This window comes from Fannyhessea vaginae DSM 15829 (genome assembly GCF_000159235.2).
In the GTDB taxonomy this organism is placed as follows: domain Bacteria; phylum Actinomycetota; class Coriobacteriia; order Coriobacteriales; family Atopobiaceae; genus Fannyhessea; species Fannyhessea vaginae.
Genome location: NZ_ACGK02000001.1, coordinates 463377 through 478248, shown reverse-complemented (window position 1 = coordinate 478248; position 14872 = coordinate 463377). Strand labels below are relative to the sequence as shown.

Genomic DNA, 14872 nt, shown 5'->3' with positions numbered 1-14872 from the left:
CACCCTTATAAAAAATCTTGATGATTCCATGCTGATTATTCAACACATCCATTAAAATATAGTACATGGTAACCAAAGTGATTGCCTATAAACTCGGAGGTATATATGGCACACGATATTTCGCGTCAATTCATCCAAGGCCTGCCTAAGGCAGAGCTTCATCTGCATGTAGAAGGAACGCTTGAACCTGAGCTTAAACTTAAGCTTGCACAGCGTAACCATATTGATATTGGGTTTGACGATGTTGAGTCAATTAGAAATACCTATAATTTTTCTGATCTTCCTTCATTTTTAGACGTATACTATGAAGGCATGAAAACGCTGGTAACCGAACAGGATTTTTATGACCTTGCATGGGAATACCTGCTCAAAGCGCAAGAGAACAGCGTACGCCATGTTGAAATGTTTTTTGACCCACAAGCACATGCCTCGCGTGGAGTTGATATTGAAGATGTATTATACGGATTACTTCGTGCATGTAGCGACGCACGTGCGTTAGGCGTAGACGCAGAACTTATCATGTGCTTCCTGCGCGATTTTAGTGCCGAAAGTGCACGTCTTACCATGGAGGCTGTTTCAGAGTTTGCCGATCATCTCATAGGTGTTGGTCTTGATTCGGACGAACACAATAATCCCCCACTTAAATTCTTTAACCAATTTGCACACGCACGAGAACTAGGTCTTCACGTTACTGCTCATGCCGACATAGACCAAAAAGACTCCATTGAGCATATTAAACAGCTCCTTGAGGTTATTGATGTAGAGCGTATTGACCATGGAACAAACATTGTTGAAGATCCAGATTTGGTTGAATTAGCTGCAAAGCATGGTGTTGGTCTTACATCATGCCCTATTTCTAATACCTTCTGTGGCAACGATACTAAGCAAAACGAAGTTAAGGATTTGCTGAATCGCGGTGTACAAATATGCATTAACTCAGATGATCCCGCCTATTTTGGTGGCTACATCTGCGATAACTACGAAGTTCTTGCACAAAGTGGGGTGTTTTCGCGCGAAGATATTATTGAGCTTGCTAAAAATAGCTTTAGAATGAGTTGGATTTCCAACGAACGAAAAACTTTATACCTACAAGAAATTGATGCTTATGTTGCTCACTGGGATGAGACGCACGCCTAAAAGCAGCCGCATATAAGCACGTACATAGGCGCTCATGCGTAAAATGAAGCCCTAAGAACAAATGTTCTTAGGGCTTTTTTAATCTATATGAATGATACTACACGTGAGCAGAGCCTTACACGCACGGCTGCGTGCATCACAAAGAGCTTAGCGAGCAGCAGCTTGAAGTGCAGCCTTAACTTCGGCAGCAGTCTTAAGACACATAACTTTCTCGGTAAGTGCATCGGCCTCTGCTTTTGTCCACGCAGAAATAATACGACGTGTACGAAGAATTGAAGGAGGATTAACCGAGAACTCATTTAAGCCAAACGAAATAAGTACTGGGATAAGCAGTGGATCTGCAGCAGCCTCACCACACATACCGACCATAATACCTTTTTCGTTACCTGCAGAAATAATACGCTTAAGCGAACGCAGGACCGCCGGTTGATATACGTCATACAGATATGCAACACGATCATTTCCACGGTCAGCGCACATGGTATAACCAATTAAGTCGTTAGTACCAATAGAGAAGAAGTCACACTCCTCTGCCAAATTGTCGGCAATAAGAGATGCGGCAGGAGTCTCGATCATGGTACCAATTTCGATATCTTTGTTATAAGCAATACCGCGTTGATCGAGGTCTTCCATACATTCTGCAACAAGCGCGCGAGCTTGACGAACTTCGTCAAGGCAGGTAACAAGTGGCAACATAATTTTAATATCACCAAAAGCAGACGCGCGCAGCAAAGCCGTAAGCTGAACCTTGTACTGGTCAGCATTGTTTAAACAATAACGAACGGCGCGGAACCCCATAAATGGATTATCTTCTTTTTGCAAGTGCAAATAAGGAATATTTTTATCGCCACCCACATCAAGCGTACGAATGATAACAGGCTGATTCTTCATACGAAGCGCAACTTTTTGATATGCAGCAAACTGTTGGTCTTCACTTGGAAGCTCGGAAGCGTCCATGAAAAGAAATTCGGAACGGAAAAGGCCAACACCTTCGGCATCATGCTCAACAGCAGCGTTGGCGTCATCGGGATTACCAATATTGGCTACCAGAAGAACCTTATCACCATCGCCTGTGACTGTATCTTTACCACGATACGATTCCAACGCGGCTTTTTCGCTTGCAAACACAGATGCTTTGGTACGATATTTTGTAAGTTCAGCATCGCTGGGGTCATCAATAACGCGTCCACGAGATCCATCAACGATTACCATATCACCTGTTTTAATGGTTTTTGTAACATCTTTGACCGAAAGAACTGCAGGAATTTCCAAAGCACGCGCAATAATCGCAGAGTGAGAAGTACGACCGCCAGTTTCGGTAATGATACCAGCTACGTTTTTCTTATCGATATCGGCTGTCATAGACGGCGTAAGCTCGTGCACAACTACAATAGAGTGCTCAGGCAAGCTAGACAAATCAACGACTTCTTTACCAAGCAAGTCTGCCAAAATACCAGTTTTAACATCGGCAACATCGGCTGCGCGCTCGCGGAACAGCTCGTCTTCCATATTTGAAAACATATTAAAATACATATCATATGCTTCGCTTACTGCTTGCTCTGCACACATGCCCGAATCAATAGAAGAATTGATAGTTTCTTTAATTCCGTCATCTTCTGCAAATTCAATATGAGCACCCATAATAGCTGCAGATTCTTTACCAACCGTACGCGTCATACGCTCGATTTGCGCGTTTGTTTGATCGATAAATTTTTGTAACGCCTGTGCGTAACGCTCTTTCTCTGCCGCTAGATCTGTTGGTGCGGTAGGGGTAAACGATAAATCGGGAGCAACTGCAACTTGTGCAACTCCAATACCATAACCGTCAGATGCGTTAATTCCTTCAAACATGCAAATCCTCCTTGTGGCCGGCACATATGAATGACCTAGAACAATACCAATTTATTAAAAATAAATTACTCTATTATTTATTTGCAATTAGTGCATCAAGTTCTGCACTAATGCGATCGATCGTTGCACGATTTGCAATACCCTTGCTTGCTGCAGTAGCGGTACCACATGCAGACGCAAAGCGCAATGCTTCGTCGTAAGAAGCTCCTGCTTGAGTCTTTGCAACAAAACCAGCAACCATTGAATCTCCAGCACCCGTTGCGTTCTCAAGCTTAATTTTTACCGTTGGGCAAATATGAATTTCGTTATGTTCATCAATAAGCAGCGATCCATGACCACCACAAGAAACAATAACATTTTGCGCACCTTGATCGTGAAGCTTTTGCGCATAGGGAATACAATCTTCAGGTGTTTCGGGTGAAGCATCAAAAATACGGCCAACTTCGTGATTATTGGGTTTGATAAGGAATGGATGCGCAGGAAGTGATTTTAAGAGCAATGCACCGGGTGCATCCACAACAAAGCGTACGCCTCTATTTTCGAGACGTTTCATGATAATGTCGTACATGTCTTCAGGGAGTGATTTTGGAATGGAGCCCGTAAGAATAAGTGTATCACCTTGTGCAATGCATTCTAGACGCTCAAGAAGCTCGTCTACTTTATCGGGAGTAATAACAGGACCCATACCATTACACATAGTCATAACAATGCCGTTAAGCTTTACATTAATACGTGTAAAACCTTCTTTAAGACGAACAAAATTAGCAGAGACGCCATTATCTTGCAGCGTTTTAATAAGATAATCGCCCGTAAATCCGGCGGCAATACCAAAGGCAACGTTAACAACTTTGAGTTCGTTTAAAAGCGTTGATATGTTAATACCATTACCACCGCAATAAACTTCTTCGCTTGAAGATCTATTAGTAAATCCCATGTCCAAACTAACAGGGTGCATAACATAGTCAATCGCAGGATTGAGGGTAACTGTATAAATCAACGCAAACTCCTTCCATTACACATTCGTATTTTATTATGACTCATAATATACATAATGTAACGAGAAACTCCTAAAAAATATGGACTTATGCATATAACAAACAAATGCATAAGTCCATGCTTAAAGTCTGGTGCTCCCTAGGCGATTCGAACGCCTGACCTGCGGTTTAGAAGACCGATGCTCTATCCAACTGAGCTAAGGAAGCTAATAACACTACCATACTAACATGTATTATTTAAATTAGGAACACCAATATAAAGTTTTTTTAGATATGTGACGCAATAAGCGTCATATCCCCTTCCAATTGCAGCGTTGAGCACAATGCCGTCACGATGACGTGAGATCCACGTTTAACAGAAAGACCTGCGATACTTCCTTTACCCTCAACAACGCTGACACATAAAAATGGCGCCGATTGAGTAAGCGTATGTGTTCCATGTACTCGTATGCGTAAAATTGTATAACGAGGACAAACACACAGTGTGGTGACTCCATCATGCTCGGGAGCATGCACGGCACCCGAAGACAATAACGGTGCATGGTAGTTGATAACGTCTAAACTTTTTTCCATATGAAGCTCACGAAGGCTTCCATCTTTTTGGCGACGATCATAATCATAGACACGATAAGTAATATCGCTTGATTGTTGAGTTTCTAATACCATGGTTCCAGCTTTTATAGCGTGAACACATCCTGGATCGATTTGGAAAAAGTCGCCTTCATGAATTGGTACTTCGTTAAGTACCTCTTTCCATGCACCCTGCTTTACCAATTGAGCAAATTCCTCGCGTGAATGCGCTTTTTGACCCACAATAATGGTTGCGTCCGGCTTGGCGTGTAACACATACCAACATTCACTTTTACCAAGAGAATTGTGCTCATGGGTGCGCGCGTAAGCATCGTCTGGATGCACCTGTATGGATAAATCATCTTCGGCATCAAGAATTTTAATGAGCAGAGGAAATCTATCAGAATCAATATTGCCAAACAGCTCAGGATGCAAATCCCATACCTGCGAAAGCGTATTGCCTGCAAGAGGACCTGCTGCGAGCTTGCAATCCCCATGAGGGTGCGCAGAAATTGCCCAGCACTCCCCTATACGGCCATCAGGTATAGCGTAATTAAACTCGGTTTCAAGATGACGTCCGCCCCAAATTTTTTGGTGAAATTCTGGCGTTAAACAAAGAAGCTCAAGATTGGCAACTGCTGAGCACTTTGACTGATCTTGCAAAGTATCACATTCACTTGAATTCATAAGCAACCTGACCTTTTTATAGCAACTTATAGTATCTTTGGCGATAAAACTCTTTCACCTCTATTACAAGCTCAACACAAGCTCAACGCGTAAAAAGCTTTTCCTTTAGTATACACATGCCTTTACCATGGTTAATGGTACAATCGAATGCTCGATAAAAGTGCACAAACTAAAAAAGACAGCTACAAAAAAGCGCATGTACACCACGGTACATGCGCAATAACTTACTATATGCCAATGCAGTAAAGCTCTGTTATGCCTCAAGTCCTTTGTTGATGATCGCAGCAATGGCAGCTGGATCTTCGCTCTCCAAAACAGAAGCACGGAATTTTTCGTCCATGAGCAAAACAGCAACTTTAGAGAGAAGTTGTAAGTGTGTAGTGCCAGCCTCTTTGGAAGGAACAAACAGCGCAATAGCAGCACGAACAGGCTTTTGGTCCATGCTTTCCCATGCTACATTGCCACTAAATTTAACAACAAGCACGGTTGCTTGCTTGATAGCATCACATTTTGCATGAGGAATTGCAAAACCATCCATCATGCCCGTGGTACCTTCTGCCTCGCGCGCTTTAAATGCATCAAGAACACCTTGTTCATCATCAGCAACGCCAAGCTCACAGGATTTCTTTGCAAGAAATGCCAAAACTTCATCAACGGTCGTTGAAGAATTTTGCAGAAAGACATGTGAAGATTGTACAAAATCGCCCATATTTATGCCCCTTATCTTATAAGCGGTGTGTATACACATAAGACTATACAAGACTTGCACATCTTTTTGTATGACACACAAAACGTAGCCACTTTTTATATTTCCTACAAATTATAGCAAATACTTATAAGCTCTTGAGCCTTAATGGTACGAATTATAAGACACCACAAAAGCTTTACGCACAAGACACAACACCTATGAAAGTACCTTGTTACCATTGTTTTTGTACTCGTAAGCTTTAAAGATTACATAAAGTATACCGCCTACAACTGCTCCAACAACAATAGAAAGCACCCACCAAAGACCGCCGTCGACTACAGGCAATACCAAGAATCCACCGTGAGGAGCTGGGTCGTGTACCGCAAACAACAAAGAACCAATAGCACCAATAGAAGAACCAAGCATCATAATGGGCATAACTGGCCAGATGTTTTTGGTCATAAAAGGAATTGCACCTTCGGTAATGTGCGTACAACCCAAGATAAAGTTAACAAGTCCAGCATCGTGATCTGACTGTGAGAAATACTTCTTGCCTACCACAACAGCAAAGGTGGTAATTAATGGAGGAACAATGCATGCAGCCGAAACTGCAGCCATAAAGTTTGTTCCAAATGCATAGGTATCAGTACCAATACCTGCAGCAAGAGCCTCGCCTAAAAAGAACGTACCAGTAACATAGGCAGCTTTATTAACAGGACCACCCATATCAAAAGCGCACATGCAACCAATAGCCAAGCCCAACACAATAGGACCAGATGTTGACAGGCTTTTAAGCATGTTCATCATTGCAATATTGATAGCAGACATAGGCCCAGAAATTCCGAGCATAACTAATCCAACAATGAAGGTAGAAAGCAAGGGATATAAAAAGATAGCTTTAAGCCCATTGAGATTTTGTGGCAGACCCGCAAGCAGTTTTTCGAGGCCTAAAATAACATAACCAGCAAGAAAACCGCCGATAATACCACCCAAGAATCCAAAGCCAACACCATAGCCGCCTGCGTCAATTAAACCTTCTGGACTTACAGGTAAACCTTGAATAGCAATCATACCTGCTACAAAGCCTGGTACCAATGCAGGACGTTTACCAATAGATTCTGCAATATAGGCTGATAAAACAGGAACCATTAAGCCCATCGAAATACCACCGATATACTTAAGCATGGCGGCAAAGCTATTATAATCGGGAGCAGTTGAACTAAATGATGTAATTCCCCATAAGAATGAAACAGCAGTTAAAACACCACCAGCTACTACAAAAACAAGCATGTGGCTCACACCATTCATCAAATGCTTGTAAATGATGTGTCCAATAGACTCTTTTTCTTCAAAAGTGTCTGCAGGTGCAGCTGTGGCAGCTTGAGCTGAAGCAGCATCTTCATGTACAACCCTTGGCTGAGCAGATAACGCACGATCAATCAACGCTTGGGCTGCATCAACATCTAAACATTTTGAAACACCTACCGAAACGCATGGTTTGTTAGCAAAACGCTCTTCTTGAACGTCTTTATCAGCAGCAATAACAACAGCTTTTGCCGATGCAATCTCTTGAGCAGTTAAGCCGTTTTCGACTCCTATCTGTCCATGAGTTTCGACCTTTATGGTGAAACCTTTTGCAGCTGCTGCATCTTCAAGTGCCTTTTTAGCCATAAAGGTATGAGCAATACCGCTAGGGCAACCTGTAGCAGCAACTATGTCAAAGCTTTGCTCTGCCATACAATCACTTCCTAACAAACGTGGGATATGTAATATCTATAGCATGTTGGCAAACATTAAAATCCGAGCACATGAGCCCCTAGATTTTTTACCAACAACTACATACCTTAGATTTTGATAGTAACATATTTTCCGAAACATATTTACCTGTGCACGTCAGAGAAAATCTTATACCGTTCACGTTAAAATGTGCAGGTAAATAGCTTACGTATGCTCAAAGTGAAAACAAGTTTTTCGTGCATGAAAGCGTTCGATCTCCTCTTGAGAATAACACTACGATATAATACAAACAGGTCTTAATGAATTACGTTTAATCGGACTGATGCATGAGCATGCAAACAAAGGAAACATCATGGACAATGCAAATGAAACACAACAATTAAGTACAACTATAGCAACTGACCAGTCAGCCAAAGATTTGAACACCGCGTCTGCCGATCCCAAAACAAAGGATACGTCTGTAGATTTAGGCGCTGCGCTTACCAATCCTAAAGCCGACGCAGAAGAGCTTAACCAGCTTGAGCAAAATCTTTTTCTAACACGTTACTGTTCTGCAGAAATTGCAGGGTTTGGTATGTCCATAGATCCACAAGGAGCTGCTCAAACTCGTTCAAAAGTGTTAAGTTTGCTTGAAAACAGACGTCACGACCTACTGTGTTCACAAAAAACAGCAGACCTGCTGGCACGACTTAGTTGTCCAAGCGCTGTTCTAACGCAAACGCAAAAAGCACAGGTTGCCATTTTGCAGCATGACCGCCAAAAACTTGTGGGCGTTCCACGTGAGCTTGCACAAAAATTTGCAGAGCTTACGTGCATAGCCGATGACGCATGGCACAAGGCAAAAGCACAAAATTCATGGGAAATGTTTGCTCCCTATTTGAAACAAATTATTGAGACAATGAAAGAAATTGCGCAGGCGCGCGATAGCAAAAAAGACCCCTATGACGTGTGGCTCGATGAATATGAACATGGAACAACGCACACGTTTTTGGACACATTTTTTGAAGAAGTAAAATCGGGAATTGCACCTTTGCTCCACGATGTTTTGATCAAACAAAATAAAGGTTTTAGGCCAAATACCTCACTTTTTGCAGGCAAATTTGATATTATGCGACAGCGTCTGCTTGCGCATGACATTATTGATCTTATGGGTCTCGATAAAAACCATGTGGTCATCGTAGATACCGAGCACCCCTACTCAGATGCTCCTTCAATTAATTACGGCATTATTGCAACTCATCTCCATGAGTATGATGTGCTCTCAAATGTCTTTTCGATGTTTCACGAAGGTGGGCACACACTCTACGAAACAGGTGTTAATCCCGCCTATGACTGTACATCGCTTAAAGGCGGCACATCGTATGGTATTCACGAATCTCAATCGAGATTCTTTGAGAATTACATTGCGCGCGACCGCAACTTTGCGCCACACATTTTGCGCTTAATGGCGCATCATTTTCAAGGTCAGCTTGGACGCGTTACACCGCAACAGTTTTGGCAAGTCTCTAACGCGGTAAAGCCAGGGCTTATTCGTATGGATGCCGATGAGCTAACGTATCCATTTCATATTATGATTCGCTACGAAATTGAAAAACAGCTGTTTGCAGGTGAATTAGATGTTGAGGACGTAGCTGCTACCTGGAATAAGCTCTACAAAGAATATCTTGGCGTGGAGGTAAGCGATCCTGCGCATGGAGCGCTTCAAGACATGCATTGGTCAAGTGGGTATTTAGGCTATTTCCCAGGCTATGCGGTAGGTGACGCCATTGGCGCACAGCTTAAGCACGCTATGATCGCTTCTGGTATTGCATGGGACGACGTGCTTGCCTCAGGTGATTTAGCTCCTATTCGCCTGTGGCTTAAAGATCATATCTGGAGCTATGGTCGTAGCCGCACGCCACATGAGCTCATCGAACAAGCCAGCGGTGAAGCGCTTACTACTACGTACTACCTAGACTATCTTACGCAAAAATTTACCGCACTTTACAACTTATAATTTGAGGGTATAGCTTAGTAATATAGACATGAGGTTAATATGCGATTGGTGCTTCAACGCGTGCAAGAAGCTCGCGTAGAAATCGACAATAAAATAGTGGGTCAATGCGCACAAGGTCTTATGATTTTGGTAGGAATTGGATCAGATGATACGCGTGCAAGCGTTGAAGCTCTTTGCGATAAAGCGCTGGGTCTGCGGATTTTTGACGACGGTAACGGAAAAATGAATCTCTCGATTAAAGACATTGACGGTGAAATTTTAGCTGTAAGCCAATTTACACTGTATGCCAACTGTCGCCACGGAAGGCGCCCCTCATTTACCAACGCAGCAGCATTTGAGCAGGGACGCAGCTTGTACGAGCATTTTTGTGCGTGCATACAAGCACATCATATCCGCTGTCAAACAGGCGTGTATGGTGCAGATATGCAGGTACATCTTATAAATGATGGCCCTGTTACCATCTGTTTGGATAGCGATATTGATTGCAGACACGTTTAATACTCACTGAATTAGCAGAAACTGGTCAGACCCTATAATGTCTGCGTGCATAAACAACGTGAAAGGTTGATGACGTGAAAAAATTTATACAAGAATTCAAAGACTTTATTATGCGAGGCAATGTCGTAGACATGGCTGTTGGTGTCATTGTCGGAAGCGCTTTAACCTCAATTGTCAATTCTTTGGTAAATAACATCATCAACCCCTTCATAGTTTTTCTTACAGGAGGACAAACCACTATTTCAGGTCTGGTAGTTCCGGGCACACATATAGATTTTGGTGCATTTTTAAGTTCAATTATCAATTTCCTTATTGTGGCGTTTATCGTATTTTTGCTGGTAAAAGGCATCAATACCTTAAAGAAAGCAGGAGGGGAACTTATAGGAATTTCACTTGACGAAAAACCCGAAACAATTGTACGTTGTCCTTTGTGCTACGAAAAAATTGACCAAAAGGCACTACGTTGTCCTCATTGCACGCAAGACATTAAAGATAGAGAAAAAATTATCGAAACAAAATAAGTGAACCCACACACATTTAACGCTTACCGTTGAGGCGAATGACATCCCAAAAATGATGGGAAGCAGGAGCATCCATAGGTCGCTGAAACTGCGCACATGTTGCATGTGTTCTAAAGTATTGTTGTCCAAAAGGATCGGTTACAGGAACAAATACACGCGGTGTTGGTGCATAGTATTTTTGGGGGACGCGCATATCATGAGCATTAGCAAGCGTATAACCCTTTGAACAGACCGCATGATACAAACCCGTTTGCTCATCGCGCGAACAATTACAAAAGATGCAATCACAACATGCAAAGCCCGACATCACTACCCCCTATCCTGCAAAATACCTCTGAACGTACACCAAACATTGTGAATCATGGTCTTATATCATAACCTGTAACACCTAGATTGCATGGTCATCTATCAAAGATTATACGGGTCATACCTATAAGAGGCAAGTTTACGCGCGGGCTCGTATGTATATAGATCATCAAGGTATTCATCTAATATTTCTACATCGCTTCACATACCTAATAGGATAACTTGCATAGTTTTATAATTATTCGTATGATATGTAAGGTGTTTTATGCAACACACGGTATCTGTAGGGCTCTTAAGGGAACATCATTGCCGACCAATTCTAAAAAACATATGCTAAAAAATCTTCCGCATATACATATGCCATCTCACAGCCACACCATTGTGGATTTAAGTAATGCACATGAATCTAAAAAACCTATGAGCGAAAATTTTACCCATGATTTACATGCCTTATTTGAAATTGGAAACGACAATCTATTTACCAGAAAGCATATAAAAGATACTCCCGAAGTTCCAACTCACGAATATACCGATGCACAGATACCCGAAAGTGATTTATACGTTCCTGCTACTTATCAAGACATGACAACTATGCAAAAATCTGCAGTTCAAAAGCTTAAAGACTTGCCATTTCTTCTTAAAGCAATTGCAATTGCACTTGTCTGCTCGATCCTTATTTCATCTACCATTCTTACCCAATGCTTTGGAATCCTTAAAGGTCAAACTATGGATAACTATGTAGGTGTTTCGGTAGATGAAGCAACAGCAGAATTACAGAGCAAAAATCTTAACGTTAAAGTGGAAGAACAAACAACAACCCTTAACGATCAAATTGGTAAAGTTATTGCAACAACACCGAGTTCAGGCGAAAACGTTATGCGTGGGAGCACCGTAATCCTCAAAGTTGGAAAATTGAGTCAAGACTCACGCGAAGTACCGTCGTTTATAGGACTTACCGAGCAAGACGCACTTAAAGCAATTGCTGACACCTCATTTTTTGTTAAAGACCACATTGAATACGAAGAGAATTCCCAAGCTGCAAAAGGTACCGTCATTGCCCAAGACCCTGCACCAGGAACCTTAAAGACAAAAGGGGCTTCTATCAAGCTCTATGTTGCACAATAGTGCTACAAACCACAGCGGACACAGCATACACAGCGTATACGACACACGCACAACAAAGCTCGTAAGCCGCAAAATAGCAACACTCAACCTATCACGTAGATAATATCTGTATCATTCGGATTTTTGATTAAATGTACCGTCATTATAATTTATTTCGTATCCTAAAGCTGTGTTATAAACTTCCACTTCTTCATTGATTGTGTGGTCGCTTGAAAGCATATCAACCACCACGCTCCGTGGGACCAGCTCATCAGCTCTATAAAGTGCTGTAACTATGTAGTACACATATCCATCTGGATGTGATTTAAGCCACAGTCGAGTTTTTGCCTCACAATAATCCATCCCTCCTTTATCGTCGTGAGCACCCACATTTTGCATGCGCGTGCCACATACAAGATTCTCAAGCTTTTCCTCACCACCCAATGATTTTGCAAGCATATGGCTTCTATTCCAAAACCAACCATGATACACACGACCCTTCGGCAACTCTATGGCAACTTTTTTGTTATATCCCCAACCACTAGGATTAGGGAGCTCTTCTCGTTGACGCTTACTGCCGTGCTGCATCATGTCATACGTTACGCAACCCTCAACTTTTACGGCTCTACCATACGCATCAAGCGGACTGTACACAACAGCACCCACAGGCACATCGCTATCAATATATGCACCCGAAACAACGCGCACATAATCGGGATAATGCTCGCCAGACCACTGCGTAGGCTGAGAAAGGCGCACTTGTGGAGCGCGGCGCATATACGCTGGTTGCATCTGCGCAGGTAGAACATACAACAACGGTGTTGTAGTAAATCCATACCACGCAAACACAAGAGCTAATGCCATACCTATAAACGCACGAGGTAGTGATACATAAACCCTATGATGTCTCATACGAAAAGCTCCCTCACACAAAAAACCTCCCAAAGTCACACAAGGGCTTTGGGAGGTTTTATCATACATATGATAGCGTGCTTAAAACTCACGCGTAACTTGCACAAAACTTGCTAACTAACACAAGCACAACCAATTTAGCGCACAGCATAACTACAACAGAGATGAACTTTCAATCATACGTACCGCGAACAGATAATACTGTTGTAATGCGCATACAATTTATCAGTTCATGATTGGCTATTGAGCGGCCATGCTCAAGGCTATTCGCTATCAGCTAAACGAACGATCATTTCGTAAATGTCTTGCGCACTATTAAAGTTTTCTGGGACAATCTCTTTTGCAGGAACAGATACATCAAACTCATCATCAATTGCAGAGATAACAGAGAGAATATCAAAAGAATCCAATATTCTGTTATCTACCAACTTGTCCTCGGTAGAAAAATCAACCTCATCATTGATATCAGAAAGCATTGCAATTACTGCATCAAGGGTAATATCATCCATGACGTGCTCCTTTGAGATAGATCACTATTTATCCGCGTTTTGCGGATAATTATATACATTTGTTGGTATAAAATCACGTGCCAATTCGTAAACACCATGCGCTTTACGAACGACAATGCGAGGCATGTCTCTACTTAAGAACAAATACATTGCCTCGGTGATAGAATACGCACCTATATGTTGAAAAGCAAGTATATCATTTAAACCAAGCGAAGATTCATATTCTCTTACCAAAACATCCGAAGTAGTGCACAAGCTCCCGCATAACGTCCATGAACTGGTATAACGGCCGCCTTCGCTCTCATCGGCCTGCGCAAAAGGTTGTGGCTCTTCAAGCTTAGATTGCGCTTGTGTAGATAACGCCAATTTTTGCTGCGCCTCATCCTCGCACGTAGACACATCAAGACACGTTGCTTGTTGCTGGCTCACATTGATGATAGACGGACATTTTAACCCCATCATTTGACCTAGATAAGACACATGATTAATGCCACCATCAATAAATGCATAGTTTGTTTTTGTGTCCTGACCATGCTTAATATCAACAATACGCGTAAGGTATGTTCCGCATTCGCTTGCAAAAAAACGACCCATTTCAACCGTCAGCGGTACACGATTTGCTATTCGTTGCAATGCGGGCGCAAGCTCTTTTGCAGGCAAAAGCGTATCAGAGGCATCTTGATCGATAAAATAGGGATATGCAAGGCCAGGGCCGTATTCCAAACGCTGGCATTTCCAATTGTACTTGCTTTCAAGTTCATCGATAAGCGCTTCTAAACGAACTAATTCTTTTTCTTGGTGCGTGAGTTTTTTACGCTGAGTTCCTACAAAATAATGAATACCCACAAACGAACAATGCATAAAATGCGCGCGATTATTTATAAGGTGCTCCAGGTCATCTTGGCACATACCAAACTGACTGCCTGCATTAAGACGCAATAAAACGCGTACAGGTGATTTTGAAAGCAGACCTTGCTTGTCTAACTTTGCCGCTTCACGCTCAATAAGCAATGCTTGCAAAACCGATTCGGCTGTACAAACACCCACGCCGTAGCGCAGCGCAGCTTGTATATCATCCGTTTGTTTGCAAACACCTGAATACACAATGGCTTTTGGATCTACATGCAAACGTTTACAGATTTCCAATTCGCCAGGGCTACAAACCTCAAGCTTAAAGCCACATGCTTGAGCAGCTTTTGAAAGAAAAGGATTAGCCTTAATGGAATAGCACAAATCAATTGAAGTACCCATGATCTTTTTAACATGCTCAAGACGTTGCTTAAAAGCCTGTTCATCAAGGACATAGGTGGGCGTGGCATATGTTTGTGCAATTGTTGCAAGTTCTTGTATATCCATATCGT

At 42.2% G+C, this 14872-nt stretch carries 14 protein-coding genes and 1 tRNA gene; 5 read left to right on the top strand and 10 right to left on the bottom strand.

From position 1 onward, the window contains the following. The first annotated feature begins 105 nt into the window (after positions 1-105). Positions 106-1137: an adenosine deaminase gene (add, locus tag HMPREF0091_RS02080; RefSeq protein WP_006302561.1), complete on the top strand. Its 1032-nt coding sequence runs from the start codon at positions 106-108 to the stop codon at positions 1135-1137. Between the two features lie 147 nt (positions 1138-1284). On the opposite strand, the gene ptsP is transcribed toward add, so the two are convergent. From ptsP to HMPREF0091_RS02050, 6 genes are all read right to left on the bottom strand, one after another. Next, positions 1285-2988 (bottom strand): phosphoenolpyruvate--protein phosphotransferase, encoded by a 1704-nt coding sequence (gene ptsP / locus HMPREF0091_RS02075; protein WP_006302560.1) that lies wholly within the window; start codon positions 2986-2988, stop codon positions 1285-1287. A 73-nt stretch (positions 2989-3061) separates the two neighbouring features. Further along, complete coding sequence (gene pfkB, locus HMPREF0091_RS02070; protein WP_006302559.1) at positions 3062-3985, bottom strand: 1-phosphofructokinase; 924 nt, start codon at positions 3983-3985, stop codon at positions 3062-3064. A 128-nt stretch (positions 3986-4113) separates the two neighbouring features. Beyond that, positions 4114-4190 (bottom strand) — tRNA-Arg (locus HMPREF0091_RS02065). Between the two features lie 60 nt (positions 4191-4250). Further along, positions 4251-5240, bottom strand: coding sequence for a type I phosphomannose isomerase catalytic subunit (locus tag HMPREF0091_RS02060; protein ID WP_006302558.1), 990 nt, complete (start codon positions 5238-5240; stop codon positions 4251-4253). A gap of 253 nt (positions 5241-5493) precedes the next feature. Next, entirely contained in the window at positions 5494-5949 is a 456-nt protein-coding gene (locus HMPREF0091_RS02055; protein WP_006302557.1) for a fructose PTS transporter subunit IIA, read from the bottom strand. Between the two features lie 195 nt (positions 5950-6144). Next, the gene (locus tag HMPREF0091_RS02050) at positions 6145-7665 is read right to left on the bottom strand and encodes a PTS fructose transporter subunit IIC (RefSeq protein ID WP_006302556.1); all 1521 of its coding nucleotides are present in this window, start codon (positions 7663-7665) and stop codon (positions 6145-6147) included. 352 nt (positions 7666-8017) lie between these two features. Here HMPREF0091_RS02050 and HMPREF0091_RS02045 point away from each other — a divergent pair, with 352 nt between their 5' ends. The 3 genes from HMPREF0091_RS02045 (at position 8018) to mscL (ending at position 10680) form a co-directional block, all read left to right on the top strand. After that, positions 8018-9661, top strand: a complete 1644-nt coding sequence (locus HMPREF0091_RS02045; RefSeq protein WP_010241264.1) for a carboxypeptidase M32 — start codon at positions 8018-8020, stop codon at positions 9659-9661. 39 nt (positions 9662-9700) lie between these two features. Beyond that, positions 9701-10159, top strand: a complete 459-nt coding sequence (dtd, locus tag HMPREF0091_RS02040) for a D-aminoacyl-tRNA deacylase (protein WP_006302554.1) — start codon at positions 9701-9703, stop codon at positions 10157-10159. Positions 10160-10233: 74 nt separating this feature from the next. After that, complete coding sequence (gene mscL, locus HMPREF0091_RS02035; protein ID WP_006302553.1) at positions 10234-10680, top strand: large conductance mechanosensitive channel protein MscL; 447 nt, start codon at positions 10234-10236, stop codon at positions 10678-10680. A 16-nt stretch (positions 10681-10696) separates the two neighbouring features. Here the strand turns inward: mscL and HMPREF0091_RS02030 are convergent, their stop codons facing one another. Continuing rightward, entirely contained in the window at positions 10697-10987 is a 291-nt protein-coding gene (locus tag HMPREF0091_RS02030; protein ID WP_006302552.1) for a hypothetical protein, read from the bottom strand. Between the two features lie 305 nt (positions 10988-11292). Here HMPREF0091_RS02030 and HMPREF0091_RS02025 point away from each other — a divergent pair, with 305 nt between their 5' ends. Beyond that, a complete protein-coding gene (locus tag HMPREF0091_RS02025; RefSeq protein WP_010241271.1) occupies positions 11293-12111 on the top strand; it encodes a PASTA domain-containing protein in 819 nt (272 codons plus the stop codon). Between the two features lie 111 nt (positions 12112-12222). Here the strand turns inward: HMPREF0091_RS02025 and HMPREF0091_RS02020 are convergent, their stop codons facing one another. From HMPREF0091_RS02020 to HMPREF0091_RS02010, 3 genes are all read right to left on the bottom strand, one after another. After that, complete coding sequence (locus HMPREF0091_RS02020; protein WP_010241273.1) at positions 12223-13002, bottom strand: DNA/RNA non-specific endonuclease; 780 nt, start codon at positions 13000-13002, stop codon at positions 12223-12225. Positions 13003-13265: 263 nt separating this feature from the next. Then, entirely contained in the window at positions 13266-13511 is a 246-nt protein-coding gene (locus HMPREF0091_RS02015) for an acyl carrier protein (RefSeq protein WP_006302549.1), read from the bottom strand. 24 nt (positions 13512-13535) lie between these two features. Beyond that, positions 13536-14867, bottom strand: coding sequence for a diaminopimelate decarboxylase family protein (locus tag HMPREF0091_RS02010; protein WP_006302548.1), 1332 nt, complete (start codon positions 14865-14867; stop codon positions 13536-13538). Positions 14868-14872: the final 5 nt, after the last annotated feature.